General features: G+C 69.4%; 29 protein-coding genes. 8 read left to right on the top strand and 21 right to left on the bottom strand.

All coding sequences use genetic code 11. The features are described from left to right. The first annotated feature begins 131 nt into the window (after positions 1 to 131). Positions 132 to 779 (top strand): DUF47 domain-containing protein, encoded by a 648-nt coding sequence (locus H1Q64_RS32095; RefSeq protein WP_014199671.1) that lies wholly within the window; start codon positions 132 to 134, stop codon positions 777 to 779. 66 nt (positions 780 to 845) lie between these two features. Here the strand turns inward: H1Q64_RS32095 and H1Q64_RS32090 are convergent, their stop codons facing one another. After that, positions 846 to 1,610: an SDR family NAD(P)-dependent oxidoreductase gene (locus H1Q64_RS32090; RefSeq protein WP_237907865.1), complete on the bottom strand. Its 765-nt coding sequence runs from the start codon at positions 1,608 to 1,610 to the stop codon at positions 846 to 848. Positions 1,611 to 1,713: 103 nt separating this feature from the next. Here H1Q64_RS32090 and H1Q64_RS32085 point away from each other — a divergent pair, with 103 nt between their 5' ends. Together H1Q64_RS32085 and H1Q64_RS32080 are read left to right on the top strand one after the other, a co-directional pair. Then, the gene (locus tag H1Q64_RS32085) at positions 1,714 to 2,646 is read left to right on the top strand and encodes a LysR family transcriptional regulator (RefSeq protein WP_237907864.1); all 933 of its coding nucleotides are present in this window, start codon (positions 1,714 to 1,716) and stop codon (positions 2,644 to 2,646) included. 86 nt (positions 2,647 to 2,732) lie between these two features. Next, the gene (locus tag H1Q64_RS32080; protein ID WP_237907863.1) at positions 2,733 to 3,938 is read left to right on the top strand and encodes a S41 family peptidase; all 1,206 of its coding nucleotides are present in this window, start codon (positions 2,733 to 2,735) and stop codon (positions 3,936 to 3,938) included. 19 nt (positions 3,939 to 3,957) lie between these two features. Here the strand turns inward: H1Q64_RS32080 and H1Q64_RS32075 are convergent, their stop codons facing one another. The 4 genes from H1Q64_RS32075 to H1Q64_RS32060 all read right to left on the bottom strand — a co-directional run bounded on the left by H1Q64_RS32075 (position 3,958) and on the right by H1Q64_RS32060 (position 6,074). After that, positions 3,958 to 4,131, bottom strand: a complete 174-nt coding sequence (locus tag H1Q64_RS32075; protein ID WP_014199667.1) for a DUF1328 domain-containing protein — start codon at positions 4,129 to 4,131, stop codon at positions 3,958 to 3,960. A gap of 147 nt (positions 4,132 to 4,278) precedes the next feature. Next, positions 4,279 to 4,593: a hypothetical protein gene (locus tag H1Q64_RS32070; protein ID WP_237907862.1), complete on the bottom strand. Its 315-nt coding sequence runs from the start codon at positions 4,591 to 4,593 to the stop codon at positions 4,279 to 4,281. A gap of 100 nt (positions 4,594 to 4,693) precedes the next feature. Beyond that, positions 4,694 to 5,119 (bottom strand): PAS domain-containing protein, encoded by a 426-nt coding sequence (locus H1Q64_RS32065; RefSeq protein ID WP_237907861.1) that lies wholly within the window; start codon positions 5,117 to 5,119, stop codon positions 4,694 to 4,696. A gap of 28 nt (positions 5,120 to 5,147) precedes the next feature. Then, a complete protein-coding gene (locus tag H1Q64_RS32060; protein ID WP_237907860.1) occupies positions 5,148 to 6,074 on the bottom strand; it encodes a PDR/VanB family oxidoreductase in 927 nt (308 codons plus the stop codon). 290 nt (positions 6,075 to 6,364) lie between these two features. Between H1Q64_RS32060 and H1Q64_RS32055 the strand changes: the two genes are divergently transcribed. Then, positions 6,365 to 8,119 carry a thiamine pyrophosphate-dependent enzyme gene (locus tag H1Q64_RS32055; protein WP_237907859.1) on the top strand — a complete coding sequence of 585 codons (1,755 nt, stop codon included), beginning with the start codon at positions 6,365 to 6,367 and terminating at the stop codon, positions 8,117 to 8,119. Positions 8,120 to 8,152: 33 nt separating this feature from the next. On the opposite strand, the gene H1Q64_RS32050 is transcribed toward H1Q64_RS32055, so the two are convergent. Further along, a complete protein-coding gene (locus H1Q64_RS32050; protein WP_237907858.1) occupies positions 8,153 to 9,280 on the bottom strand; it encodes a saccharopine dehydrogenase family protein in 1,128 nt (375 codons plus the stop codon). 131 nt (positions 9,281 to 9,411) lie between these two features. Here H1Q64_RS32050 and H1Q64_RS32045 point away from each other — a divergent pair, with 131 nt between their 5' ends. After that, on the top strand, positions 9,412 to 9,840 hold the full coding sequence (locus tag H1Q64_RS32045; RefSeq protein WP_237907857.1) for an Lrp/AsnC family transcriptional regulator: 429 nt from the start codon (positions 9,412 to 9,414) through the stop codon (positions 9,838 to 9,840). A 30-nt stretch (positions 9,841 to 9,870) separates the two neighbouring features. Here H1Q64_RS32045 and H1Q64_RS32040 read toward each other — a convergent pair whose 3' ends face one another. The 9 genes from H1Q64_RS32040 to H1Q64_RS32000 form a co-directional block, all read right to left on the bottom strand. After that, the gene (locus H1Q64_RS32040) at positions 9,871 to 10,410 is read right to left on the bottom strand and encodes a hypothetical protein (protein WP_237907856.1); all 540 of its coding nucleotides are present in this window, start codon (positions 10,408 to 10,410) and stop codon (positions 9,871 to 9,873) included. Between the two features lie 114 nt (positions 10,411 to 10,524). After that, complete coding sequence (gene flhB / locus H1Q64_RS32035; protein ID WP_145626156.1) at positions 10,525 to 11,622, bottom strand: flagellar biosynthesis protein FlhB; 1,098 nt, start codon at positions 11,620 to 11,622, stop codon at positions 10,525 to 10,527. Positions 11,623 to 11,632: 10 nt separating this feature from the next. Then, positions 11,633 to 12,391 (bottom strand): flagellar biosynthetic protein FliR, encoded by a 759-nt coding sequence (locus H1Q64_RS32030; RefSeq protein ID WP_109072436.1) that lies wholly within the window; start codon positions 12,389 to 12,391, stop codon positions 11,633 to 11,635. A gap of 24 nt (positions 12,392 to 12,415) precedes the next feature. After that, positions 12,416 to 14,509, bottom strand: coding sequence for a flagellar biosynthesis protein FlhA (gene flhA / locus H1Q64_RS32025; protein ID WP_237907855.1), 2,094 nt, complete (start codon positions 14,507 to 14,509; stop codon positions 12,416 to 12,418). 70 nt (positions 14,510 to 14,579) lie between these two features. Next, a complete protein-coding gene (locus tag H1Q64_RS32020) occupies positions 14,580 to 15,350 on the bottom strand; it encodes a lytic transglycosylase domain-containing protein (protein ID WP_237907854.1) in 771 nt (256 codons plus the stop codon). A gap of 1 nt (position 15,351) precedes the next feature. After that, the gene (fliQ, locus tag H1Q64_RS32015) at positions 15,352 to 15,618 is read right to left on the bottom strand and encodes a flagellar biosynthesis protein FliQ (protein ID WP_145626159.1); all 267 of its coding nucleotides are present in this window, start codon (positions 15,616 to 15,618) and stop codon (positions 15,352 to 15,354) included. A 151-nt stretch (positions 15,619 to 15,769) separates the two neighbouring features. Next, a complete protein-coding gene (locus H1Q64_RS32010; protein ID WP_237907853.1) occupies positions 15,770 to 16,132 on the bottom strand; it encodes a flagellar hook-basal body complex protein FliE in 363 nt (120 codons plus the stop codon). Positions 16,133 to 16,146: 14 nt separating this feature from the next. After that, entirely contained in the window at positions 16,147 to 16,566 is a 420-nt protein-coding gene (gene flgC / locus H1Q64_RS32005; protein WP_237907852.1) for a flagellar basal body rod protein FlgC, read from the bottom strand. Between the two features lie 20 nt (positions 16,567 to 16,586). Next, positions 16,587 to 16,979 (bottom strand): flagellar basal body rod protein FlgB, encoded by a 393-nt coding sequence (locus H1Q64_RS32000; protein WP_237907851.1) that lies wholly within the window; start codon positions 16,977 to 16,979, stop codon positions 16,587 to 16,589. Between the two features lie 125 nt (positions 16,980 to 17,104). Between H1Q64_RS32000 and fliI the strand changes: the two genes are divergently transcribed. Together fliI and H1Q64_RS31990 are read left to right on the top strand one after the other, a co-directional pair. Then, positions 17,105 to 18,445 (top strand): flagellar protein export ATPase FliI, encoded by a 1,341-nt coding sequence (fliI, locus tag H1Q64_RS31995; RefSeq protein ID WP_237907850.1) that lies wholly within the window; start codon positions 17,105 to 17,107, stop codon positions 18,443 to 18,445. Continuing rightward, the gene (locus H1Q64_RS31990; RefSeq protein ID WP_237907849.1) at positions 18,442 to 19,041 is read left to right on the top strand and encodes a hypothetical protein; all 600 of its coding nucleotides are present in this window, start codon (positions 18,442 to 18,444) and stop codon (positions 19,039 to 19,041) included. Before fliI ends, H1Q64_RS31990 begins: the two co-directional genes overlap by 4 nt. Positions 19,042 to 19,047: 6 nt before the next feature. Here the strand turns inward: H1Q64_RS31990 and H1Q64_RS31985 are convergent, their stop codons facing one another. Next, entirely contained in the window at positions 19,048 to 19,920 is an 873-nt protein-coding gene (locus tag H1Q64_RS31985) for a LysR family transcriptional regulator (RefSeq protein ID WP_237907848.1), read from the bottom strand. A gap of 245 nt (positions 19,921 to 20,165) precedes the next feature. Between H1Q64_RS31985 and H1Q64_RS31980 the strand changes: the two genes are divergently transcribed. Beyond that, positions 20,166 to 21,353, top strand: coding sequence for an MFS transporter (locus tag H1Q64_RS31980; RefSeq protein WP_237907847.1), 1,188 nt, complete (start codon positions 20,166 to 20,168; stop codon positions 21,351 to 21,353). A 24-nt stretch (positions 21,354 to 21,377) separates the two neighbouring features. On the opposite strand, the gene H1Q64_RS31975 is transcribed toward H1Q64_RS31980, so the two are convergent. The 5 genes from H1Q64_RS31975 to flaF all read right to left on the bottom strand — a co-directional run bounded on the left by H1Q64_RS31975 (position 21,378) and on the right by flaF (position 24,494). After that, the gene (locus tag H1Q64_RS31975) at positions 21,378 to 22,412 is read right to left on the bottom strand and encodes a hypothetical protein (RefSeq protein ID WP_237908185.1); all 1,035 of its coding nucleotides are present in this window, start codon (positions 22,410 to 22,412) and stop codon (positions 21,378 to 21,380) included. An 88-nt stretch (positions 22,413 to 22,500) separates the two neighbouring features. After that, positions 22,501 to 23,295, bottom strand: coding sequence for a DUF1217 domain-containing protein (locus tag H1Q64_RS31970; protein WP_237907846.1), 795 nt, complete (start codon positions 23,293 to 23,295; stop codon positions 22,501 to 22,503). Next, positions 23,292 to 23,669: a flagellar protein FlaG gene (locus H1Q64_RS31965; protein WP_237907845.1), complete on the bottom strand. Its 378-nt coding sequence runs from the start codon at positions 23,667 to 23,669 to the stop codon at positions 23,292 to 23,294. Before H1Q64_RS31965 ends, H1Q64_RS31970 begins: the two co-directional genes overlap by 4 nt. Positions 23,670 to 23,674: 5 nt before the next feature. After that, entirely contained in the window at positions 23,675 to 24,112 is a 438-nt protein-coding gene (locus H1Q64_RS31960) for a flagellar biosynthesis repressor FlbT (protein ID WP_149167335.1), read from the bottom strand. Beyond that, positions 24,102 to 24,494 (bottom strand): flagellar biosynthesis regulator FlaF, encoded by a 393-nt coding sequence (gene flaF / locus H1Q64_RS31955; RefSeq protein WP_145703452.1) that lies wholly within the window; start codon positions 24,492 to 24,494, stop codon positions 24,102 to 24,104. Before flaF ends, H1Q64_RS31960 begins: the two co-directional genes overlap by 11 nt. Between the last annotated feature and the right edge of the window lie 10 nt (positions 24,495 to 24,504).

The following is a 24,504-nucleotide window of genomic DNA, read 5'->3' as shown; positions in this document are numbered from 1 at the left end:
GGACACGGCAGGCCGGGGCATTTTTCCCCCCGGCCTGTCTGCCCTGTCCTGCCCGTATGACGTTTTTACTGCAATTTCATGACGCCCGGCGTTAAGAGGAAACGGCAGAACCGACCGAGAGAACCGTTTCCATGCTGCTGCTGCGCGCCATCCGCTCCATGATGCCCAAGGAAGAGCGGGTCATTGAGCAATTCATCGAGCAGGCCCGGCACATCGTCGACGCCTCCGCCGCCCTGGAAGCCGTCATGCAGGCCGGTCCGGAGGAGCGCGCCGACCGCACCGCGACGCTGAAGCGGATCGAGAAGGACGCCGACCGGGTCGCCAAGGACGCCGGGCGCGGGCTGCACCGTGCCTTCATCACCCCCTTCGACCGGTCGGAGATCCAAGCGCTGATCAACGCGCTGGATGATTGCATCGACCTGATGGACGAGGTGCCGCGCCTCGCCGCGCTCTACGGCATCGAGACCTTCGACGACCGGATGATGCGCATGGCGGCGATCGGCCGCCGTCAGGCCGCTCTGCTGTCCGAGGTCATGCCGCTGCTGACCAAAATCTCCGTCCACGCCGACCGCATCCTGCACATCTGCGGCCAGATCTCCGACCTGGAGGACGAGGCCGACGAGATCCTGCGCGACGCCATGAAGTCCCTGATCGCCGAGCGTCCGGAGATGATCGACTTCCTGGGCCGCCGCGAGGTCTACGAACTGCTGGAAGCCGTCACCGACCGCTGCGACGACGTGGGCGACCTGATCGAAGGGATCACCCTGGATCAGGCGTAAGGGCGCTTTCCAGTGTTGGGCGGGGGATCGAAAACCGCTCCCCCGGTCCCTCGCCCGGATTTGACTTCAAACCTGGGCCATGCCGCCGTCGGCGAACAGCTCCACGCCGTTGACGAAGCTGCTGTCGTCGGACGCCAGGAAGACGGCGGCCCTGGCGATTTCATCGGGTTCGCCGACGCGGCCCAGCGGCACCTGCGCCGCCAGATAATTCACCAAGCTCTGCTGCTGCGCCGCGTCCGGACCGGCCAGTTCGACCAGACCCGGAGTGCGGATCGGACCGGGGCTGAGCGTGTTGACGCGGATACCGCGGTCCTTCAGATCCAGGATCCAGCTGCGGGCAAAGTTGCGCACTGCCGCCTTGCTGGCGCTGTAGACGCTAAAGGCCGCCGTGCCCATGCTGCCGGCGGTGGACCCGGCGAGGATCACCGACGCGCCCCGGCCGAGCAGCGGCAGGGCCTTCTGCACGGTGAACAGCACACCCTTCACATTGCGGTTGAAGGTGTCCTCATACTGCTCCTCGGTGATGGCGCCCAGCGGCAGCATGCCGCCGCCGCCGGCGTTGGCGTACAGCACGTCGAGACGGCCCGCCTCGCTCTGGATCCGGGCATAGAGGCGATCGAGATCGGCCAGATTGGACGAGTCGGCCTGCACCCCCGTCGCCGTGCCGCCGGCGTCCCGGATCGCCGCGACCGCGGCCTCCAGTTCGGATCGGCGGCGGCCGGTGAGGTAGACGGTGGCGCCTTCGGCGGCGAAGCGCTTGGCCGCGGCAAGGCCGATGCCGCTGGTGGCGCCGGTGACGAGGGCGATCTTGCCGTCGAGCTTGCGTGACATCGGAAGTCTCCTTGGGACTGGGCTGTTCGCTGGAGACAAAGCTATCGACGGCAAGAGCACATCGAAATAGAAACGACTGAAAACCATCGTTGCAGAAATGGCGATGTCGAAGCTGCCGGATTTCGAGGGCTTGGCGATGTTCGCCAAGGTGGTGGAGGAGCGCTCCTTCGCCGGTGCGGCCCGCGCCATGGGCGTGTCGGTCGCCACGGTGTCGCGCGCGGTCGGACGGCTGGAGGAGCGGTTGGGCGGACGGCTGTTCAACCGCACCTCGCGCCGGCTGGCCTTGACCGATTTCGGCCATTCCCTGGCCGAGCGCGCGATGCGCCTTTACGACGAGGCGGAGGCGGCCGAGAACGCGGCGCGCGAGTTGTCCAGCCGCCCGCGCGGCCTGATCCGACTGGCGGTGCCGATGTCGTTCGGGCTGCGCTGGGTGGCGCCCCTGCTGCCGGACTTCTTCCGTCTCTATCCGGAGATTTCCATCGACCTGCATTTGAGCGACGCGACCGTCGATCTGGTGGGCGAAGGCTTCGACGCCGCGCTGCGGATCGCCGTGCTGCCGGACAGCTCGCTGGTGGTCCGGCGGCTGTGCCCCATCGCTCCCGTCGTCCTTGCCGCTCCCGGCTACATCGCCCGCCACGGCCTGCCCCGGCATCCGCGTGATCTGAAGGACCACCATTGCCTGGGCTACGCGTACCGGCGGCGCCAGGACATCTGGCACTTCACCAACGGCGCCGGCGAGGAGGAGAGCGTGACTCCGTCCGGCCCGCTACGCGTCACCAACGCCGATGCCCTGGTGCCGATGCTGCTGGAGGGTCTGGCGATCGCCGAACTGCCGGAGTTCATGGCCGCGGAGCATGTGGCGGACGGGCGGCTGACCGCCATTCTGACCGACTGGTCGCTGCCGAAAGGCGGGCTCTACTTCGTCACGCCGTCGGCCCGCACACGCCCGGCGAAGGTCGGGGTCCTGGCCGACTTCCTCATCGAGCGCCTGTCGGAGCCGGTGTGGCGGCGGACCGTCGGCCTGGGCAAAGACTAACACGCCCCGGTTATGGTTAACGGTACATAAACCAATTCACGGCTAATTTCGAAGCATCGCCGCTCCGATCCCGAGAGATTGCCGCCGTGAAGCTGCGCCTCGTCACCGCCGCCGCCCTTTGCGCCTTCCTCGCGATCCCGGGGGGCATGACCACCGGACGGAGCGCGCAGGCCGCAGGCGACTCCACCCCCTACGGCCACAGCACGGAGGCTGAGGAGGTCGACCGCTTCCTGCGGGCGCTGCGCACCATCCGCGGCCAGTATGTCGAGCCGCTGACCGACCGCGAGTTGGTGGACATCGCCATCAAGGCCATGGCCGGGCGGGACCGCTACTCCGCCTATCTGGACGACGGTGAATACCGGCAGTTGCAGGCGTCGAACGACGGCGCCTTCGCCGGGCTGGGCATCCGCTACGAGGCCCACGGCACCCGCGTCCGCATCGCCGAGACCGTTCCCGAATCCCCCGCGGAGGCCGCCGGGCTGCGCTCCGGCGACGTGATCCTGGCGGTGGATCAGCAGCCGGTGGGCGGGGCGGAGCTGGCAACCGTCAAGCAGATGCTGAGCGGGCCGGAAGGGGCGGCGGTATCTCTGACCGTCCTGCGCGCCGGGACGCCGGACCCCTTCGACGTCAGCGTGGTCCGCGGCAAGCTGCGCATCCCCTCGGTCCGGCTGGCCGCCGTCGGGACGGTGGGCTACATCCGTATCAGCCGCTTCGACCGCCAGACCGCCACCGGGGTCAGCACGGCCATTCGCTCGCTGCGCGAGCGGATCGGGCCGGACATCGGCGGCTTCATCATCGATGTGCGCGACAATCCCGGCGGGCTGGTGCAGGCGAGCGTCCGCGTCGCCGACGCCTTCCTCGACAAGGGAACGATCCTGACCGCCCGCGGTCCCGGGCGCGGGGCGGACAAGACCTACACCGCCACCCCCGGCGACGAGACGGACGGCCTGCCGCTGGTGGTGCTGGTCAACGCGAAATCCGCCTCGGCGGCGGAGATCCTGACCGGGGCGCTGAAGGACCACCGGCGCGCGACGGTGATCGGCACGACGACCTTCGGCAAGGGGATCATCCAAAGCGTCATCCCCTTCGACAGCGGGGCGCTGAAACTGACCACGGCGCGCTACTACACGCCGTCAGGCCAGTCCATTCACCAGATCGGCATCCAGCCCGACGAGACCATCGCGGAGCCGGCCGCGGAGGAGGGGCAATCCGCACCGCCGTCCAACGGCATCCCCAACGCGGCCAACGATCAGGCCTTCGCCCGCGCGCTGTCCATTCTCCGTTCCCGCTGACCGGTATTTCGCCGACGGATCAGAAGATCACCTCGCCGGCCAGCAGGGCGAGGACTAGGAAGACCAGGAAGATGATCAGCGCGATCCCGAAGAGGATCTTCGCGACTCCCGCGGTGGCCGATGACACGTTGGTGAAGCCGAGCGCGCCGGCGACCAGAGACACCACGAAAAAGATCAACGCCCATTTCAGCATGGACCGCTCCTGCGCGTTCTGAAACCCAGCCGGCACGGCCGGCAGGGTAGGAACCTCGCGGACCGCCGCAGGTTCCAGCGCAGGCCGGTCAGGCTCTCCCTATTCGCTCGGGTCCGGAATTCCGCGGGATGGCCGCGCCGTTGCGGGTTACCACCCGGTGCCGGAGCGGTTCGGCAGGGATTGACGCGTCATGCCCTGGTCCATGCCGGACTCGTTGGGCGACCGCGTGCGGCTTTGCGGCTCACTCACACTCGACCCGTTATAGGGGCTGGGGCTTGAGCTGGTCGCGTTCGGGTTGACGTTCGGCTCGTCCACGCCCTGGCTGCCGGACGTGCCGCCACCCGTGAGGCCGCTGCCGGAGCCGCCGCTGTTCATCCCGCCGCTGCCCGTTCCGCCGCCGTCCATACCCGAACAGGCGGCCAGAAGCATCGCGGCCGACGCCGCGATCATCAGATTGCGCATGACGCACTCCCTCAGGCTGATGTCTTGAAGGTACAGCCCTTCTCAACTGCCCCCGCCCGGGAGGGTTCCGATTTCGGAGGCCCGGGCGGCAACGGGCGTTTCAGCGTCCGGCGGCTTGGCGGCGCAGGGCCTTCATCTCGTCGAACCGGGCGGAGACGTCGCGCATGACCGCCGCCATCCCCAGCATTGTCCCATCGGTGTCCTTCAGGGGCACGATGGTGAACTCCACCGAGATGCGGGTTCCGTCCTTGCGCGTCGCCGGCACCGACAGCAGATCGCCGCTGCCGTAACGGCTCTCGCCCGTCTTCATCACCTGATCGTAGCCGTCCCAATGGCGTTGGCGCTGACGGTCCGGAATGATGATGTCCAGAGATTGGCCGAGCGCCTCGTCGGCGGTGAAGCCGAACACACGCTCGGCCCCCGCGTTCCAGAAGCGGATGATGCCCTCGCGGTCGGAATAGGCGATGGCCTCGGCCGGGCTGTTCAGCAGCGCCAGCCCCAGCCGTTGCAGATCGTTCTCGGTCATGAGTTCCCCCCTCGTCCCTGTGTTGCGGTCAAATATCCAGAACCAGACGTGCGCTGCGGGCGCGCGACACACAGATCATCATCGTCTTTCCGGCTGCGCGTTCGGCGTCGGACAGGACGCTGTCGCGATGGTCGGGCTCCCCCTCCAGCACCGCCGTCTCGCAAGTGCCGCAGATGCCCTGCTCGCACGACGAGGCGACGGAAACGCCCGCGGCGTCGAGCGCGTCCAGCACGCTCACCCCCTCCTTCACCGCGACGGTCACGCCGGAGCGGGCGCAGACGACCTCGAAGCGATCATCCGGTGCCGCGTCACGCCCCGCATCCGAGCGCGGCGTGAACCATTCGAAGCGCACGTCCTGCGACGGCCGTGCGGCGCTTGCGACCGCGTCCATCAAGCGCTGCGGGCCGCAGCAATAGATCAGGGCATCGTCGGGCGTCGCCGCGAGCAGGTCGGCCACCGCCAGCCGCCGGCCTTCGTCCGCGGCGTGGACCACCACCTCGCCATTGCCCAGCTCGCGAAGCTCGGCGAGGAACGGGGCCTCGGCCGCGCTGCGCACGCAGTAATGCAGGACCCAGTCGGCTCCCCGGCGCGACGCCTCGCGGATCATCGGCAGCAGAGGCGTGATGCCGATGCCCCCGGCGATGAACCGGTAGCGCGGGGCGGCGTCGAAGCGGAAGTTGTTGCGGGGCGGAGCGACGGTGACGGCGGTGCCGAGCCGCAATTCCCCATGGATGAAGCGCGATCCCCGCCCGCCCGGCAGATTCAAAACGGCGATCCGATAGGCGGAGCGATCCGCCGGGTCGCCGCACAACGAATAGGAGCGCACCGCCCCGTCCGGCAGATGCACGTCGATGTGCGCGCCCGGCTCGTAGGGCGGCAGGTCCTCGCCGTCCGGGTCGCGGAGTTCCACCAGCAGGACTTGCGGTGTGACGCGCGCCATATGATGGACGCGCATCGACCGCGTCGTTGCCGGCGACCGCTGCGCATTCTCCCTTAGACCGGTTGTCGTCATTCTTTCGCCCGCCCGGGTGGTTGCTCCATCCTGCACCCCGCCCTGCCTTCGGACACCCGGGCTGAGCGGGGCATCGCTGGCATGCCAGATACATTATGGCCACTCTAAAACCTCAACTTAACTTGAGGTCAAGGGCTAAGAACGTCCCATTGTTCGGGGAACCGTCCCGGCTCCGCTCGGTTGCCGATGGATCGAGCGACTTCATCACGACCGTTTGCGACGGAGACTCCCTCATGGCGAGCACGGCTTCCGACATCCTGGTGGATGTTCTGGTGGATTGGGGCGTGGACACGATCTTCGGCATGCCCGGCGACGGCATCAACGGCATCGTCGAAGCGTTGCGCCGCCGCCAGGACGAGATCCGCTTCATCCAGGTCCGTCACGAGGAGGCGGCGGCCTTCGCCGCCTGCGGCTACGCCAAGTTCACCGGGCGGCTGGGCGTGTGCATCGCCACCTCCGGCCCCGGCGGGCTGCATCTGCTGAACGGTCTCTACGACGCCAAGCTCGACCACCAGCCGGTGCTGGCGATCACCGGGCTGCAATACCACGACCTCGTCGGCACCTACACCCAGCAAGACGTGGAGCTGGACAAAGTGTTCCAGGACGTCGCGCTCTACAACCAGCGCATCATGGGGGCGGCGCATGTCCGCAACATCGCCAACCTCGCCTGCCGCACCGCGCTTGCCCACCGTGGCGTGTCGCACATCACCATCCCCGTAGATCTACAGGAGCAGGGCATCGGCGCCGACATGCGGGCGCCACGCAACGTGAAGGGCCACAACACCGCCCTGTTCGCTCCTCAGCTTCCCGTCCCGTCGGAGGCGCAGACCCGCCGTGCCGTGGAGATCCTCGACGCCGGCAAGCGCGTCGTCATCCTGGCCGGCCAGGGCGCGCTGAAGGCGACCGATCAGCTCGAACGGCTGGCCGACAAGCTGGGGGCGGTGATCGTCAAGGCGCTGCTGGGCAAGGCCGCGGTGCCGGACGACAGCCCCTTCACCACCGGTCAGGTCGGGCTGCTCGGCACCGCTCCCTCGCAGGAGGCGCTGGAGACCTGCGACACGCTGCTGATCGCCGGCTCGACTTTCCCCTATATCGAGTATTACCCGAAGCCGGGACAGGCCCGCGCCATCCAGATCGACATCGACGCGGCGCGCATCGGCCTGCGCTATCCGGTGGAAGCCGGGCTGGTCGGCGATTGCGGGCTGGCGCTGGACATCCTGACCGAGCGGGTGCGGCGGCACGAGGACCGCTCCTTCCTGAAGACGGCGCAGGCGGGCAAGGCGGAGTGGATGAAACTGATGGAGGAGCGCGGCACCCGCCCCGACCTTCCGATGAAGCCGCAGGTCGTCGCGTGGGAACTGGGCAAGCGCCTGTCCGACACGGCCATCGTCGCCTGCGACAGCGGCACCATCGCCACCTGGTGGGCGCGGCAGATTCCGGCGCGGCGCGGCCAAATGCACTCCCTGTCCGGCAACCTCGCCACCATGGCGCCGGGCGTTCCCTACGCCATCGCGGCGCAGCTCGCCCACCCCGGACGGCAGGTGATCGCCTATGTCGGGGATGGCGGCTTCTCCATGCTGATGGCCGACTTCGCCACGGCGGTGAAGTACAAGCTGCCGATCAAGGTCATCATCAACAACAATAACTCGCTCGGCCAGATCAAGTGGGAGCAGATCGCCATGCTCGGCAACCCCGAGTATGTCTGCGACCTCCAGCCCATCGACTTCGCCAAGGTGGCGGAGGCCTGCGGCGGCCGGGGCTTCACCATCACCGATCCGAAGGACTGCGGCGCCGTACTGGACGCCGCCCTCGCCCATCCCGGACCGGTCGTGGTGGACTGCCTCGTCGACACCAACGAGCCGCCGATGCCGCCGAAGGTCCAGGCCAAGCAGGCGCTGCACTTCACCGAGGCGCTGGCCCGCGGCACCCCCGACGCCCTGAAGATCGCCGCCACCGTCTTCAAGGGCCGAGCCCGCGAGGTGATCTGAGGCGCGGCCCGGTGGGGTTGGTGAGGCGCCCGCTCAGGCGGCGCGCCCCACCCCCTGCTGGGCGCCCTGCTGGGGTGCCGCGTCGGTCATCGCGTAGTTGCGCCCGAAGCGGTTGGCGATGAAGTCGGCGTAGCCCACCTCCTCCTGCTTCACGAAGCCCCGCTGCGGCAGCGTACCGTCGGCCAGCAGGTCGAGCACGGCGCACATGCCCGACGCGGTGGTGATCTGGATGCCGTTGTAGAAGGTGCCGCCGATCTCCCGCCCGTAGATCTTGTTGGCGTAGGTCTCCTGGAGCAGCCGCCCCCGCTTCGTCCCGGTCACCGTCACGAAGATCAGCACCACGTCCTGCAGCGTCGCCGGGATCGAGTGTTCCAGGATGTCCTTCAGCAGTTCCCGCCGGCTGCCCAGCCGCAGGTCGTACAGCAGCGCCTTCATCAGGTCGCGGTGCCCCGGATAGCGGACGGAGCGGTAGTTGAGCGTCCGCACCTTCCCCGCCAGCGTCTCGCACAGCGTGCCCAGGCCGCCCGAGGTGTTGAACGCCTCGTACAGCACGCCGTCGAGGGAGAACTCCTCGCGCTCCTCCAGCGGCGGCACGGAGACGAGGCGGCCTTCGACGATGGCCTCGCAGGGTTCCAGATACTCGTTGATGACGCCCTCGGTGCTCCAGGTCAGGTTGTAGTTCAGGGCGTTGGATGGGTACTTCGGCAGCGCGCCGACGCGCATCCGCACCGTGTCCAGCGCGTCGAAGCGCGAGGCCACGTCGTTGGCGACGATGGAGATGAAGCCCGGCGCCAGCCCGCACTGCGGAATGAAGGCGCAGGGCGCGCCGTCGGCCAGCTCCTTGACGCGCCGCGTGCTCGCCACGTCCTCCGTCAGGTCGAGGTAATGGGTGCCGGCGTCCCGCGCCGCCTCCGCCACGCCGACCGTCAGGTGGTAGGGCAGCGCGCTCAGCACCGCGAACTTGCCGCGCATCGCGTCGGCGAGATCGGCGGGGTCGGCGGCGTCCACCACGCGCGTCTCCATCCGCGGGTGCGTCGGCAGCCGCTCCAGCGCATCCGCCGAACGGTCAGCGACGGTCACCCGGTAATCGCCCGTGGCCTTCAGGAAGTCGCCGATGGTCTCGCCGATCTTGCCGCCGCCCATCAGAAGAATGTCGCGCATCGTCCCGTACCCCCTGTTCGTTGGCTTGCGTCGTTATGACGCAATCTTGACCGGACGGCCTGTCGATGTGCAGGGTGCAGGGTGCCGAAACGCCTGACGTTGATCGGCGGATTGACGGAGAGGTTGGCGATATGATGGACGAGCTGGATCAGCATCTTCTCGACGCGCTTCAGGACAACGCGCGGGAGCCCACCGCCGCGCTGGCCCGCCGCCTGCGCGTGTCGCGCAGCACGGTGCAGAGCCGCATCCAGCGGCTGGAGGAGCGCGGGGTGATCGCCGGCTACACGGTGCGGCTGTCGGACGAGACGGCGCGCCGGATGATCCGCGCCCATGTCTCCATCAACCTGTCGCCCAAGCTGACCGCCGCCGTGGTCCAGGCGCTGAAACGGCTTCCGGAGGTGCGGGCGCTCCACGCCATCAGCGGCGCGCACGACCTGATCGCCGTGGTGCGGACCGGAACGATGGAGGAGATGGACGCATTGATCGACCGCATCGGCGCCATCGACGGCATCGAGCGGACGACCTCGTCGATCATCATGGCAACGAAGTTCGAGCGGTGAAGAAAGGTAACGGCCGCCCGGCCGCCGCGGTCAGCGCTTCACGGCGGGCGTGATCTCCCCCGCCTCCTCCAGCCGCCGCAGGCAGGCGACCAGCGCGCGTTGGAAGTTGCGGCCCTCGGAGGGAAGATTCACCCCCTGGCCGGTCGTCCAGAACTCCACGAAGGCGCAATCGGCGGCACGGTCCGCAGTGGGCCACTCGACGGCGACGCCCAGACCGAGTTCCACCGTGCGGCGGCGGCTGTCGGTGGCCAGGATCTTCGCTTCCCAATGCATCCCGCCGCTGCCCGCCTCGGCGCGGCGGTGGCTCCACAGGCGCAGGTAATCGCGGAAACTTTCGGACGAGCGGTCGTGCTGGACGTAGGCGCTGCGGTCCACCACCGCGGGGGCGAGGCGCAGCGCGTAGCGGGCCTGGGCCAGCGCCTGAGTCACCTCCGCGATCAGCCGGTCCATCTCGGCGAAGCTGCGCCGCACATTGTCGGCCAGCGCGGCGGCCAGCGCCTCTCCCTTCAGCGCGCCGGAGGCGGCGCGGTCGGAGCGGTACATCTCGAACAGGTCGTCGCTGTCACTCATTGCCGTGATGCGCCGCGGAAGGGGAGGAGTTCCTTCGTCTACCGCCAAACCCGTTGAGAAGACATTAAGCTGAATTCCAAACCATCCGGCCTGCGCCCAATCACGCCCGCCCGTTTACGCCCTCTGCGCCGGCTGCGCGGCCCCGCCGTTCTTGAGGCGCAGCACATACATCATCACCTCGGCCACCGCCTGGTAATGCTGGAGCGGGATCACCGCGTCGACCTCCGACGCGGCGTAGAGGGCGCGGGCCAGCGGCGGATTCTCGATCACCGGGACGCCATTCTCTTCAGCCACGGCGCGGATGCGCAGCGCCACGAGGTCGGCCCCCTTGGCGAGGCAGACCGGCGCCGGCATCTTGGCACGGTCGTATTCCAGGGCCACCGCGAAGTGGGTCGGGTTGGCGATGACCACGGTGGCGCGCGGCACGTTCGCCATCATGCGGCGCTTTGAGCGGTCGCGCCGGATTTCGCGCAGCTTCGCCTTCAGATGCGGGTCGCCCTCTGTCTGCTTGAACTCGTCCTTCAGTTCCTGGAAGGTCATGCGCAGGCGGCGCCGCCATTCCAGCCGGTTCCACAGCACGTCCACGGCGGCCATCACCACCGTCGCCAGGAGGACGGCCAGAAGCAGCCGCAGGGTCAGGTCCCGCAGCAGGTCGGGAAGCGCCGCAACGTCCATGCCCACGATCCCCTCCGTCCAATCGATGTAGGGCGCCACGGCGAACCAGACGGCGCAGGCGATGATCGCCAGTTTCACGAGACTCTTCACGAATTCGACCAGCGCGTGGCGCGCGAAGATGCGGCGCCAGCCGCTGAGCGGCGATAGGTGCGACAGCTTGGGCCGGATGCGGTCGCTCGCCGCCAGCAGCGGCCCCTGCCCCACCGCCGACACCACCGCCCCGCCGACCAGCAGGCCCAGCACCGGCAGCATCGCCACCGCCACCCCGCCGATCAGCCAGCGCAGGCTGTTCATCACGTCGTAGGGACCGCCGTCGAGCCGGATGTCGTTCGGATTTTCGATCAGCGGCAGCAGCACCTCGGCGATGCGGGAAGCGGCGAGCGGCCCGCCGGCCGCGGCGATCAGCCAGGCCGCCGCCATGGTGGCGGCCAGACCGACGTCGCGGGCGCGGGGGACGTCGCCCTTGTCCATTGCCTCGCGCAGCCGTTTCTCGGTCGGCTCCTCGGTTTTCTGTTCCTCGTCCTGACCGTCGGACATCGCCGCCCCCTCACCGCCCGCCGAGCCAGCCGGCCAGCGCCGCCAGCGTGGCGGTGACCATGGCGCCGGCCGTCACCAGGAAGACCAGCATCCCGCCGCCGACCATCGCCGGGGTGGCGACGAAATAGACGGGCATGGAGGGCATCACCCGGTTGACCAGGGCCAGCGCCATGTTGGCGATCATGCCGAAGACCAGGAAGGGTGCCGCCATCTGCACCCCCAGCCGGAAGGTGACGCCGACGAGCTGGGCGTAGCGGCCCGCCACCATGCCGGGATCGGGCAGCGTCGCCGCCGGCCAGCTTCCGTAGGAGCGCACCAGCGCGTCGATCATCAGGTAATGCAGGTCGAGCGCGAACAGCAGCGCCAGCCCGGCGATGACCAGCGTCCCCGACAGGATCGACCCGCTCTCGAACCCCGCCGCATCGGTGCCGAAGGGGTTGGCGAGGCCCATCGCTTGGGCGGCGATGTTGCCGGCGACCTGAAGCGACGCCAGGAACAGCTTGGCCCCCAGCCCGAGGAAGGCGCCGGCCACCGTCTCCGCGAAGATCTGCTCCAGCATCACCGCGGCATCGGGAGGCAGGCGATCGGGCAGGCCGGGCACCGTCGGAGTCAGCGCCAGCGCCACCGGAATCGCGATGCACAGCCGGACGCGCGGCGGCACCGCCAGCTCTCCGAAGCCCGGCAACAGGCTGACCGCCGCCGCGACGCGGGCGAAGACCAGGAAGGCGCGGTAGACCTCCAGGCTGAGCAGGTCGGCGAGCGTGTCCATCACTGTTCCTTACTTCCCGGCCCTTCACACTTGGTCGATCGTCTTGACGGACACCTTGCGGTGCAGCTCGGCGTGGCTGATGACCGGGGTCATCGGGCTGACCCGCTCCAGCAGGGAGCGTACGAAGGGCCGCACCTCCGCCCCGACCAGCAGCGCCGGCCAGACCTGCGGCGTGGCGTGCTTCTGGATGGTGATGCGCAGCGCCGTCAGGAACTCCTGCACCTGGGTCGGCGGCATGGCGAATCGGCGGTCCTCGCCCTCCGCGATGACGCTCTGCTGGAGCGCCTGTTCCCAGCGCGGGGTCAGGACGATGACCGGGACGAAGCCGTCGGGTGCTGTCAGCGACTGGCAGATCTGCTGGCCCAGCCGCGCCCGCACATGCTCGGTGACCAGCGTGATGTTGCGCGTCCAGTTCACCGCCTCGGCGATGGCCTCGACGATGGCCGGCAGGTTGCGGATCGACACCCGCTCCGCCAGCAGCGCCTGGAGCACGCGCTGCACCACCACCAGCGTGATGCGGGAGGGCACCATGTCGGCGATCAGCTTCTGGTACTCCCGTCCCAGCCCGTCGAGCAGCTTCTGCATGGCCGCGAAGGTCAGCAGGGTCGAGAGATGGTCCTTGATGACCTCGGTCAGGTGGGTGGTGATGACGCTTTCCGGGTCGACAACCGTGTAGCCCTTGGCGATGGCCTCCTCGTGGCGGGCCGGGTCGATCCAGCGGGCCTGGAGGTTGAAGGTCGGCTCCCGCGTCGCCTCGCCGGGCAGGTCGGGGGCCGCCCCGCCGGACGGGTCGATGGCGAGAAGCTGCTTGGGCCGCACCTCGCCGCTCGCCACCTCGACGCCCATCACGCTGACGACGTAGCCCTTGGGCGGCAGGAAGCTGCTGTCCTTGATGCGCACCGACGGCAGGATGAAGCCGAACTCCTTGGCGAAGCGCTTGCGCAGCGTCTTCACCTTGCCGGTCAGCGGGCCGTTCTTGTTGAGGATCAGCGGGACGAGGTGGTTGCCGACCTCCACCTTCAGCTCGTCCACCTTCAGCATGTCCTCCACCGCTTCCTCGGCCGGGGCGGTGGGCGTCTTGCGGCTTTCCTCCAACCGGGCGAGTGCGGCGCGGCGCATCTTGCCGCGCATCGCGTACCAGCCCGCCGCGCCGAAGCCGCCACCAAGCAGGACGAAGGGGGCGGCGGGCAGGCCCGGCGTCACGCCCAGCGTGACGAGCAGCCCGCCCGCCACCATCAGCGCCTTGGGATAGCCGCCGAGCTGGGCGAGCACCGCCTGATCGGCGGAACCGACGTTGCCGCCCTTGGTCACCAGCAGGCCGGCGGCCAGCGAGACGACCAGCGCCGGGATCTGCGTGGCCAGACCGTCGCCCACCGTCAGGATGGTGTAGACCGACGCCGCGGACTCGAAGGACATGCCCTGCTGCGCCATGCCGATGGCCATGCCGCCCAGCACGTTGATGGCGGTGATGACCAGCCCGGCCACCGCGTCGCCGCGCACGAACTTCGACGCGCCGTCCATGGCGCCGAAGAAGGTGCTCTCGTCCTCCAGCTCCTTGCGGCGGCGGCGGGCCTCGACGTCGTCGATCATGCCGGCGGACAGGTCGGCGTCGATGGCCATCTGCTTGCCGGGAATGGCGTCCAGCGTGAAACGCGCGCCGACCTCCGCGATGCGGGAGGCACCCTTGGTGATGACCACGAAGTTGATGACGATCAGGATGGCGAAGATCACCACGCCGATCACGAAGTTGCCGCCCATGATGAACTGGCTGAAGCCCTCGATCACATGGCCGGCGGCGGACGGGCCGGTGTGCCCGTGGCTGAGGATCAGGCGGGTGGACGCGATGTTCAGCGCCAGCCGCAGCACCGTGACGACCAGCAGCACGGTCGGGAAGGAGGAGAAGTCCAGCGGTTTGCTGATCCACAGCGAGACCATCAGGATCAGTACGCTGACCGCCAGCGACAGCGTCAGCCCGAGGTCGAGGAACCAGGTCGGCACCGGCAGGAACAGCACGGCCAGCACCAGCAGGATGGCCAGCGCGAACAGCACGTCGCGGTTCGCCAGCCCGGCATCGCCGAGGCTGGTCATCCGGTTCCGGAAGGTGTCCGTGAAAGCCATGCGGGAACTCCAGGGTGCGGCACCGTTGGTACGCTAGCGCCCCGCGGTAAAACCGGCTTTTACGTCTGCGCTACTCCGCCGCCGGCAACAGCGGTTTCACCACCGCGTTGGCGTAGAGGCTGGACAGGAAGGACAGCCGGCTCAGTTCCGCCTTGCCCCAGGCGGGCAGCGCGCCGGGAGCCGCTTGGGGGCCGGCGGTTTGGGGACCGGCGGCCAGCGTCTTCAGGTAATCCATGGCGCCGGCCACCCAGCGTCGGTTGCCGCCGACCCGCTCGCGGTAGGCCGTCCCGCGCTCCGACTGGGCGGAGTGGTAGCGGGCGATGGCGGCGTCCAGCGTTCCCTGCGCGCGGTGCAGGTCGCCCAGAAAGCGCGCGGCGTAACGGGCGTTGGCGCGCGGGTCGAAGGCGGTCTCCAGGTCGGGGAAGGCGTCGGGGTGCCATTTCAGATTGACCTGAAGGCAACCGACGTCGATGGAGCGCGTGCCCCGCGCCTGCGCCGCGCGCACGAAGGCGATGGCCTCCTCCCGCGTCGGGAAGTAGTGGGAGGCGCCTTCGGTGTTGACGGTCCAGGGCCAGACGGTGAACAGCCGGTCGGCGGTCATCCGCCCGGCCTCGGTGAAGCCCATGGCGAGCAGCATGTGGTCGGTCACCCCCGCCTCGCGCTCCGCCGCCAGGATGGCGTCGATGCAGGCGGCTTCCGGCGGCAGGCTGCGCGCGGGCAGGACGCGCGGCGCGTAGAGGGCGGTGGACCATGTGCCGATCTGCGCGGCCGGTGGCTTCACGTCCGCGGCGGTTGCGGTTCCGGCCAGGAGCAGCGCCGCCAGTCCGGCCAGCCGGCGCATGTCACCGCACCGCGACGATCAGGCTGCCCAGCCGGTCGGCGTAGGTGGTCAGGGCGCCGTACATGAAGGGCAGCGCCAGAACGGTGGTGACCAGGATGGCGACGATCTTCGGCACGAAGGTCAGCGTCATCTCCTGCACCTGGGTCAGCGCCTGGATCAGCGAGATCGCCACGCCCACCAGGACCGCGATGACCAGCGGCGGCGCGGCGATCAGCAGCATCGTCCAGATGCCCGTGCGCAGGACTTCCAGCACGTCGGCTTCGTTCATGGGGTTCTCCTGGGGGAGCGTGTTGCCCCCACCCTTCCCGCTTCGCGGACCCCTTCCCTCCCCCGCTTCGCAGGAGAGGGAGTTCATCCCCTCCCCTGCGAAGCGGGGGAGGGTTAGGGTGGGGGCGATAACGCTCCAACCACCGCACAGCTCAAATCGCCATCCGCATGACGTCCTGATAGGCCTGCACCATGCGGTCGCGGATCGACACGACCGTCTGCACGGTCATCTCGGCGGCGAGCACGGAGCGCACGACCTCGTGCGTGCCGGCCTTGCCGGCGACGGCGGCGACGGACATCCGCTCGCCCTCGTTCAGCGTCTCCACCGCCTGCGACACCTGACGGTCGAGGAAGGCGCCGAAGCTGCTTTCCGCCGACGCCGCTGTCTCGGCGGACGGCGACGCCACAGCAGCAGCCGCAGGAGGCGTGGCGAGCGACGCGGCGGGCGCCGGCTGGGCCAGGGGCGCGCGGTGGAGGCCGTAGGCGGCGGCGGCGCGGCCGATGGGTTCGATCATGCTCTTGGGTCTCCTCAGCCGCGCAGAAGGTCGATCATGCGGCTCATCATGGTCCGCGACTGCTCGATGACGTTGACGCTCGCCTCGAAGGAGCGGCTGGCCTCGCGCATGTCCATCATCTCGATCAGCGGCTGGACGTTCGGGCGCTTGACGTAGCCCTTCTCGTCGGCGGCGGGGTGCGAGGGCTCGTAGACGAGCTGGAAGTCGCTGCGGTCGCGGCCGATCTGCTTGACCTTCACGATCTCCGAACCGGCGGCGCGGTCCATCGTGGTGGCAAAGGAGACAGTCTTGCGGCGGTAGGGATCGCCGCCCGCGGTCATGGCGGTGGAGTCGGAATTGGCAATATTTTCAGCGACCACGCGCAGCCGGGTGCCCTGCGCCTGCAGGCCCGAACTGGCGATCCGCATCGTCGCGGCGAGGGGATCGGTGAGCATGGGAGGGGACTCCGAAGTCGTCAGCCGGCGCGCCAGGCGGCGCGCAGGATCTGCAGGTTGCGCTGGAACAGGCCGGCGGTCAGGGCGAAGGCGTCGCGCGTCTCGCTGCCCTTGGTCATCTCCTGCTCCAGCGACACGGCGTTGCCGTCCGGCGTGGTTTCCCACTGATCGGGCTTGCGCGCCTCCTGCACCGCGCCGGACGGGTTGAAGCCGGTCAGGTGCATGGGCGAGGTGAGCACGGGCGCCACCGTCTGCGGGCCGTCCATCAGCGCCGCGAAGGGCTTCAGGTCCTTCGGCTGGTAGCCGGGCGTGTTGGCATTCACGACGTTGGCGGCGATCAGCTTCTGCCGCTCCGCCAAGTAATCGAGGCGCGCGCCGGTCAGCCGAAACACCGAAATATTGCTAAAATCCATTGGAACGGCCCTATCGCAAAGCCGGAAAGCAAGGCAGGACCAAGATGACTCCCGGCGTTTAAAACCGGATTTAAAATCCTCGTGTCAGGATCACCGCATTCCGACACGGCGGAGACGTCCCGGCGATGCGCGTGCTTTCCAACCTTCTGTCCGAGATCGAGCGGATGCCGACCCGATCCTGGCGCGGCGAGATCCGCAGCGCCACCGGCATGACGCTGGAGGTGGAGGGGCTGCGCCGCGTCCTGGCGGTGGGCGACAAATGCTGGGCGGAGACGGCGCGCGGCCAGCGGCTGCTGTGCGAGACCATCGGCTTCCGCCAGGGCCGCACGCTGCTGATGGCCTTCGACAACCTCGACGGCGTGGCGGAGGGATGCGCCGCCGTTACCGACGACACCGCCTTCACGCTGCGCCCCGGCCCCGGCTGGCTGGGCCGCGTGGTCAACGCGCTGGGGGAGCCGATCGACGGGCGCGGCCCCTTGCGCAACGGCCATCACGCCCGCTCGCTGCGCGCCGCCCCGCCGCCGGCCTACGCCCGCCGCCGAGTGGGGGCGAAGATGGACACCGGCGTGCGCGCCATCGATGTCTTCACGCCCATTTGCCGCGGCCAGCGCATGGGCGTCTTCGCCGGGTCGGGTGTCGGCAAGTCGACCTTGCTGTCGATGGTCGCCCGCCACGCCGGGGCCGACGCCATCGTGATCGGGCTGGTCGGTGAGCGCGGGCGCGAGGTGCAGGAGTTCATCCAGGACGATCTGGGGGCGGACGGCCTCGCCCGCTCCGTCATCGTCGTCGCCACCTCGGACGAGCCGCCGCTGATGCGCCGGCAGGCCGCCCATCTCTGCCTGACCGTGGCGGAGGAGTTGCGCGACCGCGGCCTGCACGTCCTCTGCCTCATCGACAGCGTGACGCGCTTCGCCATGGCCCAGCGCGAGATCGGGCTGGCCGCCGGGGAGCCGCCGACCGCCAAGAGCTACCCGCCCAGCGTCTTCGCCGAACTGCCCAAGCTGATGGAGCGCGCCGGGCCGGGGCAGGAGGGTCAGGGCGACATCACCGGCATCTTCACCGTGCTGGTGGACGGCGACGACCATGACGAGCCCATCGCCGACGCGGTGCGCGGCATCCTGGACGGCCACGTCGTTCTGGACCGCCGCATCGCCGAGCAGGGGCGCTACCCCGCCGTCAACGTGCTGCGCAGCGTGTCGCGCCTGCTTCCCGGCTGCCACACGGCGGAGCAGAACGCCCTGCTGCGCCGCGCGCGGAGCCTCGCCGCCACCTACGACAACATGCGGGAGCTGGTGCGCATCGGCGCCTACAAGCAGGGCACCGACGCGGAGGTGGACGACGCCGTCGCGCTGAACCCGGCGCTGGAGGAGTTCCTGCGCCAGGGCAAGGACGATGCCACGCCGTCCCTCGACTCCTTCCGCATCCTCGACCGCATCCTCGCCGTTCCCGCCGGAGCCACGCCATGACCAACGCCACCGCGCTCGCCGCCCGCGCGCTTGCCCCGACCACCGCCGCACGGGACGCCGTGAAGGCCCCGACCAAACAGGAGGCGACGGACCTCAGCCTGGATTTCGGGGACCTGCTGGACGCGGTAAATCCGCTGCAACACCTGCCGGGGGTATCGCAGGTCTACCGCCATGCCACCGGCGACGATATCGGCCTGCCGGCGCGGCTGGCCGGCGGCTTCCTGTTCGGCGGCCCCGTCGGCCTGCTGGGCAGCGCCGCCATGGCCGCCTTCGAGGCGGTGACCGGCGATGACCCGCTGGGCCACCTCGTCGCCCTGGCGGAGGGCGGCGCCGAGGAGACGACAAGCCCGGCGAAGGACGCACCGGCCAACGCGCCACCCCTGCCCTTCCTCGCCGGTCCGGCGCAAGAGCCGCCGGCGGACCATCGCCCGTCCCCCGCCGTGCTGGCGGAAGCGCTTTCCCGCAAGGCGCCGAGCACCGACGCCGCGGCGGACGCACCAGCGCCCAAGGCGGAGCAGCCCGCCCCGCAAATCCTCGCGAAGCTCTACGAACTGCATGCCACCCAACCGGCGGACCGCCCGGCCGTCCGACTCTGACCCGGTTCAGCGCAACGCCTTCGCCAGCGCGTCCATGAACAGCCGCACCTTCGGCGGCACGAAGCGCGCCGAGGGGTGGACGCCCCACACCGCCAGCGGCTCAAGCTCGCCATCGCAGAGGCGGAGCGCGACCAGCGCGCCGCGCGCCGCCTCCTCCCGCACGTCCCACTCGGACAGGACGGCGATGCCAAGCCCGGCGAGGCAGATGTCCCGCAACCCCTCGATGGAGTTGGCGGTGAAGCGGCCGCGCACCCGGATGCGCCGCTCCCGCCCGTCCCCCACGAAGCTCCAATGGGTCGTGCCGGACAGGCACAGGCACTCGTGTTCCGCCAGATCCGCGACGGCGGCGGGGGCGCCGCGGGCCGCCAGATAGCCGGGCGTGGCATAGAGGCCCCGCGGGTTGTCGGCCAGCCGCCGCGCGATCAGCGCGCTGTCCTTCAGATGGGCGATGCGGATGGCGAGGTCGATCCCCTGCCCGACGATGTCCACCACCGTGTCGGTCAGCAGCAGATCGACCGAGACCTGCGGGTTGTCCGTCAGAAACTCCGCGACCACCGGCACCACCACCTTGCGCCCGAAGGCGGCTGAGGCGGTCAGCCGCAGCAGCCCCGACGCCCCGGCGGAGGACGGTCGGACGCTGGCCCGCGCTGCCGCCTCGTTCTCCAGCATCGCCTGGGCGAAGGGCAGCATCGCCTCCCCCTCCGGCGTCAGCGCGAGGGAGCGGGTGGTCCGCTGCATGAGCCGCGCGCCCAGGACGTCCTCCAGCGCGGCCAGCCGCCGGGTCGCCATCAGCGGCGAGATGCCCAGCCGCCGCGCCGCGCTGGCCAAGCTGCCGGCTTGGGCGGCTTCCACCAGAACGGCGAGTCCGGCGAGATCCATTGCTTCATGTTCCGATACGCAGGCCCTTCATTCTGCATGACTGATGCGGATTGTGAAAGTGCGATAGGGTCCGTTTCAGAAATCATCGCCTTGGGCTCAGTAGCCCTCTCCCCTCTGGGGAGAGGGTGGCCCGGAGGGCCGGTGAGGGGGTCCCGCCACGGCGCTACGTCCGGCACAAGCGCAACCCCCTCACCCTAACCCTTTCCCTAGAGGGGAGAGGGGATCTTGGGAAAGGATCGTGGATTATGAGCATCGCCGACACAGTGTCCTCCCACGCACCGGAACAGACCCGGCTCGGTCGCGGACTGACCTTCGCCATGGCGACCGCCGCGGGGCTGGCCGTCGCGAACATCTATTACAACCAGCCCATGCTGGGCCTGATCGAAGGCGACCTGCCCGGCCCGCTGACCGGCATGATCCCGACCGCCACGCAACTGGGCTACGCCGCCGGCCTGCTCCTGCTGGTGCCGCTGGGCGATCTGGTGGAGCGGCGGCGGCTGATCGTCGGGCAGTTTCTGCTGCTCGCCGCGGCGCTGGTCGCGACGGCGCTGGCGCAGGGTCCGGCCCTGCTGGTCGCCGCCTCGCTGCTGCTCGGCGTCTCGGCGACGGTGGCGCAGCAGATCGTCCCCTTCGCCGCCCATCTCGCCTCGCCGCAACGGCGCGGGGCGGCGGTGGGAACCGTCATGTCGGGGGTTCTGACCGGCATCCTGCTGAGCCGCACGCTGGCCGGCTTCGTCGGGACGCACGAGGGCTGGCGCGCCATGTTCTGGCTGGCCGTGCCGCTGGCGCTGGCCGCGGCCGCGCTGATGGCCGTCATGCTGCCGCGCAGCCACCCGAACGCGTCCTTGCGTTACCCGGCGCTGATGCGTTCGCTGGTCCATCTGTGGCGGGAGTTCCCGGCCCTGCGGCTGGCCGCGGTCACCCAGGGGCTGCTGTTCGCCGCCTTCACCACCTTCTGGACCATCCTGGCGCTGCGTCTGGCCGAGCCGCGCTTCGGCCTGGGCGCCGACGCCGCGGGGCTGTTCGGCATCGTCGGCGCGGTCGGCATCCTGGCCGCTCCGATGGCCGGGCGGATCGCCGACCGCAGCGGGCCGCACCGGGTGATCCTGCTGGGCACGCTGCTGACGCTCGCGTCCTGGCTGCTGTTCGGGCTATGGACGTCGGTCGCCGGTCTGGTCGCCGGGGTGATTCTGCTCGACTTCGCGGTCCAGGCGGCCCTGGTGTCGAACCAGCACATCGTCTACGCCCTGCGTCCCGAAGCCCGCGCCCGGTTGAACACCATCTTCATGGGCGGCATGTTCCTGGGCGGCGCGCTGGGGTCGAGTGCGGCAACGCTGGCCTGGAACTCCGGGGGCTGGACCGCGGTGACCGGTCTGGGCATCGCCGTCGCCGCGGCGGCCACCGCCCTGCAGCTCGCCGCACGGCGCCGGTAGGAGGTCTGTGGAATGCCGGGGGCCTTACCGCCCCCCGCTCCGCGCCGAGCGTTCCAGGGAGCGGATGTGCGACAGGCCCGGCAGGATTTCGGAGCGGATGAACTCCAGCCGGCGGACCGGGCCGCCGCCGCTGGAGAAACGGGCCTTCCAAAGGGCCATCTTCACCGCCAGCCCGCACAGCACCCCGCCGATGGTGACGTGGTGGTTGGTGATCAGGTCGCGGATGCTGCGAAAGCTCTGGGCGTTGATGTTGCGCCAGAAGTCCTTGGAGCGGTTGTCGAAGCTCTCGAACCGCCCAGTGATCGAGGCGGCGATCTCCGTCAGGTCGCGCCCCACCTCGTCCAGCATCCGGGAGTGGCGGGCGTCGCGGCGGACCTCGCTGAAGCCGCGCACCGCGTCCATCCAGGCCAGGAAGGCTTGCACGTCGGGGACGATCTCGTCCAGGCACTGCTTGAAATAGGCCAGCGACAGGAAGATGTCGCCGTATTCCTCCAGGAAGGCCGGGATGTCGGCCATGGCGATGTCCAGCCGGTCGGCCATCATGGTCAGCCGGCGGCGCACCTCCGCCAGATCGGGTTCGGCGAACAGGCGGATCAGGTCCTCGACATTCTGCACCTGCACATCGTCGCTGCCGTAGACGCTTTCGATCAGCGGGCGGGTGAAGACGCGCATGTAGCGGGTGAGCTGGTCCTTCCGGCGCTGCGACAGGCGCAGGGCGGCGTGCTCGTCCACCGCGATCTTCAGGCGGCGCAGCTCGATGCGCAGGGAATAGACGTCGAAGCTGGCGGCCTGGGCGATCTGCCCGATCATCAGCAGGTCGCGGTCCAGTTCGGGCGAACGGTTGCCGAAATGCAGCGGCAACTGGCTGGGCACCACCTGCCCGCTGCCGGCGTGGACGTCGTTGAACAGCTCCACCACCGTCTGGAGCCGGACGTTCTTGATCAGCCGCGCCCGGCGCAGGCCCGGAGTCTCCAGCGGCAGGATGGTCATCGGCAGGATATGAAGGGAGTCGCGGGCGGTGTCCTCGTCCCGGTCGTCCGGGCCGGGCAGCAGGGCCACGACGTGCGGCCAAGTGCCCGGCGGCCTGGCCTGTCGGCTCGGCTGCACAGCCAATCTCCCGAAATTCGGCCTGCCGGAACGCCGCCGCTCAGAAGCGCGGGAAGTTCAGCAGCGACATGGTGATGGACGGGTCGATGGCGATGATCGAGGAGCGTCCGCGGCTGTTGATCGGCCCGATGTAGGGGAGATTTGTGGAGGCCCCGGCGGGCCCGCCGTTCTTCAGGTCGTACATGGCCGAGAAGCGGTCCAGGAACTTCCCGAGCTTGGCCGGATCCTTGAAGTCGGCGATGTCGAAGCGCTTCTTCAGCTTGTCGACCAGCCGGTCGAGGTCGCCCAGCGCCGACTGCTCGGGAATGTCGAGCGCAGTGAAGACCACCTTCTGGAGCGCGCGGTCGGCCATCACCTGATACCAGTTGGTGATGCGCGGCGCCTTGCGGTCGAAGTAGAGCGCCAGACGGACTGCCGGATTGCTCTCCTCCGCCTTCACCTCCAGCGACACGTCGACGTAACGGTCGACGATGGCCTTGACGATCGCCGGCTCCTTCAGCGTGGCGCCGCCCGTCTCCTTGAAGGACAGGACGGTGGCCATCTCCTTGAACTTGGCGTCGTTCATGCGGTTGGCCAGCGCCTCCGGGTCCTTCACCCCCTGGTCCAGCACCTTGCGGATGAGAGCACGCGCGTAGGTCTGGCTTTCCAGGTCGAAGGCCACCATGACGAAGCGGTAGAGTTTGTCGTCCTTCAGCAATTCCTCGGCGCTGGAGATCTTGCCGATGTTGGCCTCGAAATAGGCGATGTTGCGCTTCACGTCGGGGCGCGAGCGGATCATCGCGTCGTGGCGGTCCTGGTTGCGGACGATCTGGCGATAGTCCTGGAGCGTGCTCATGCCTTCACCTCCGGGGCCTTCGGCCGCCCGCTCTCCTCCGCCGCATCCTCAGCCGGATCGGCGTAGGAGGGCGGGATGCGCAGGATCACCTCGCCGGTGTGGGTGTCGAGCACCTCGGTGGACAGGCGGCCCGTGCCGGGGTCGAGGTTGACTCGGTAGGGCGGGATGGGGTCGGGCCGGCGGCCGTTGTCGGATTCCGCCGGCGCGCGGGTTTCCTCGACCACCTCGGTGGCCTTGACGGCTTCGGCCTGGGCGGCGCGCAGGCGGTCGGCCTGGCGCTGGCGGGCTTCGGCGATCAGGTCGGCGCTGGCGGTGCCGCGCTCGCCGTTGACGCCGGACACGCCGCCGGTCAATCCCTGGATGGGTGCGGGCATGGCGGTCACGCCTCCACGCGAGTCTCGGGGGCGCGCTCGTCCCGTGGGGGGCGCTGCGCGTTCAGCAGCCCGTCCTCGTAGGCCATCACCGGCCGCAGGCAGGCCAGCGCCTTGTAGTAGTCGCGGTCGCTGACGTTGCGCATCGCCTGCATGATGCGGTCCTGCATCTCCGGATGCATGAAGGCGGTGTAGAGCTTCGCCATCATGCCGGCGACGACGCTGCCGTACTCCTCCGCGGCCTGGGGGTCCAGAAGCATGCTCTGGATCACGAAATAGGCGCGGCGGACGGGGGTGTCGGCCTCGTCCTCCTGCATGATGTCGCTGCCGCGGATGATCTGGGCGAAGTTGCTGACGGTCAGGGTGTAGCGGCGGTTCTCGTTCTGCACGACGCAGCCGTTGATGACCACGCGCTCACAGGGCTTGAGACGGAGCTTAAGCGCCATAGGACGCCTCCATCGGAGCGGGGGCCTCCGTGCGGGCCACGCCCTGCAGGCCGCGCATGACCGACCGGTTGATGTCGATCAGCGTGCCCGCGTCGGCCTCGCCGCGCAGCACCTGGGTGGTCTGGCGCGCCACCGAGAAGGACAGCGAGACCAGCCCGGCGCGCAGCGCCTCGGGCAGCGCGTTGCCGTCCTCCAGAAGGTCGGCGCGCAGCGTGTTCCAGAGTTCCAGGTTGCGCCACAGCGCGTCCTTCAGCGCCGCCGACCGCCAGCCGGCGTCGCGGTTGGCCTCCAGATCCAGGGTGATGCGGAGGAAGACCAGATATTCGATGCGGCGCGGGTCTTCGCACTCGGCCATCGTCTGCTGGTAGGCGGCGATGCTCATGGTCGCACCT

It is taken from the genome of Azospirillum brasilense, from assembly GCF_022023855.1.
Classification (GTDB): Bacteria; Pseudomonadota; Alphaproteobacteria; order Azospirillales; family Azospirillaceae; genus Azospirillum; species Azospirillum brasilense_F.
This window is presented reverse-complemented; position numbering and strand designations above follow the sequence as displayed.

Excerpts from the sequence above, each read along its gene's own strand:
- H1Q64_RS31990 (WP_237907849.1), top strand. The coding sequence starts at position 18,442 with ATGACCAACGCCACCGCGCTCGCCGCCCGCGCGCTTGCCCCGACCACC.
- H1Q64_RS32065 (WP_237907861.1), bottom strand. The coding sequence starts at position 5,119 with ATGACCGAGAACGATCTGCAACGGCTGGGGCTGGCGCTGCTGAACAGC.
- H1Q64_RS32055 (WP_237907859.1), top strand. The coding sequence starts at position 6,365 with ATGGCGAGCACGGCTTCCGACATCCTGGTGGATGTTCTGGTGGATTGG.
- H1Q64_RS32060 (WP_237907860.1), bottom strand. The coding sequence starts at position 6,074 with ATGCGCGTCCATCATATGGCGCGCGTCACACCGCAAGTCCTGCTGGTG.
- H1Q64_RS32085 (WP_237907864.1), top strand. The coding sequence starts at position 1,714 with ATGTCGAAGCTGCCGGATTTCGAGGGCTTGGCGATGTTCGCCAAGGTG.
- H1Q64_RS32050 (WP_237907858.1), bottom strand. The coding sequence starts at position 9,280 with ATGCGCGACATTCTTCTGATGGGCGGCGGCAAGATCGGCGAGACCATC.
- H1Q64_RS32075 (WP_014199667.1), bottom strand. The coding sequence starts at position 4,131 with ATGCTGAAATGGGCGTTGATCTTTTTCGTGGTGTCTCTGGTCGCCGGC.
- H1Q64_RS32045 (WP_237907857.1), top strand. The coding sequence starts at position 9,412 with ATGATGGACGAGCTGGATCAGCATCTTCTCGACGCGCTTCAGGACAAC.
- H1Q64_RS31985 (WP_237907848.1), bottom strand. The coding sequence starts at position 19,920 with ATGGATCTCGCCGGACTCGCCGTTCTGGTGGAAGCCGCCCAAGCCGGC.
- H1Q64_RS31970 (WP_237907846.1), bottom strand. The coding sequence starts at position 23,295 with ATGAGCACGCTCCAGGACTATCGCCAGATCGTCCGCAACCAGGACCGC.
- H1Q64_RS32090 (WP_237907865.1), bottom strand. The coding sequence starts at position 1,610 with ATGTCACGCAAGCTCGACGGCAAGATCGCCCTCGTCACCGGCGCCACC.
- H1Q64_RS32095 (WP_014199671.1), top strand. The coding sequence starts at position 132 with ATGCTGCTGCTGCGCGCCATCCGCTCCATGATGCCCAAGGAAGAGCGG.
- fliQ (WP_145626159.1), bottom strand. The coding sequence starts at position 15,618 with ATGAACGAAGCCGACGTGCTGGAAGTCCTGCGCACGGGCATCTGGACG.
- H1Q64_RS32000 (WP_237907851.1), bottom strand. The coding sequence starts at position 16,979 with ATGGATTTTAGCAATATTTCGGTGTTTCGGCTGACCGGCGCGCGCCTC.
- H1Q64_RS31965 (WP_237907845.1), bottom strand. The coding sequence starts at position 23,669 with ATGCCCGCACCCATCCAGGGATTGACCGGCGGCGTGTCCGGCGTCAAC.
- fliI (WP_237907850.1), top strand. The coding sequence starts at position 17,105 with ATGCGCGTGCTTTCCAACCTTCTGTCCGAGATCGAGCGGATGCCGACC.
- H1Q64_RS32030 (WP_109072436.1), bottom strand. The coding sequence starts at position 12,391 with ATGGACACGCTCGCCGACCTGCTCAGCCTGGAGGTCTACCGCGCCTTC.
- H1Q64_RS32040 (WP_237907856.1), bottom strand. The coding sequence starts at position 10,410 with ATGAGTGACAGCGACGACCTGTTCGAGATGTACCGCTCCGACCGCGCC.
- flhA (WP_237907855.1), bottom strand. The coding sequence starts at position 14,509 with ATGGCTTTCACGGACACCTTCCGGAACCGGATGACCAGCCTCGGCGAT.
- H1Q64_RS32010 (WP_237907853.1), bottom strand. The coding sequence starts at position 16,132 with ATGATCGAACCCATCGGCCGCGCCGCCGCCGCCTACGGCCTCCACCGC.
- H1Q64_RS31980 (WP_237907847.1), top strand. The coding sequence starts at position 20,166 with ATGAGCATCGCCGACACAGTGTCCTCCCACGCACCGGAACAGACCCGG.
- H1Q64_RS31960 (WP_149167335.1), bottom strand. The coding sequence starts at position 24,112 with ATGGCGCTTAAGCTCCGTCTCAAGCCCTGTGAGCGCGTGGTCATCAAC.
- flhB (WP_145626156.1), bottom strand. The coding sequence starts at position 11,622 with ATGTCCGACGGTCAGGACGAGGAACAGAAAACCGAGGAGCCGACCGAG.
- flgC (WP_237907852.1), bottom strand. The coding sequence starts at position 16,566 with ATGCTCACCGATCCCCTCGCCGCGACGATGCGGATCGCCAGTTCGGGC.
- flaF (WP_145703452.1), bottom strand. The coding sequence starts at position 24,494 with ATGAGCATCGCCGCCTACCAGCAGACGATGGCCGAGTGCGAAGACCCG.
- H1Q64_RS32070 (WP_237907862.1), bottom strand. The coding sequence starts at position 4,593 with ATGCGCAATCTGATGATCGCGGCGTCGGCCGCGATGCTTCTGGCCGCC.
- H1Q64_RS32020 (WP_237907854.1), bottom strand. The coding sequence starts at position 15,350 with ATGCGCCGGCTGGCCGGACTGGCGGCGCTGCTCCTGGCCGGAACCGCA.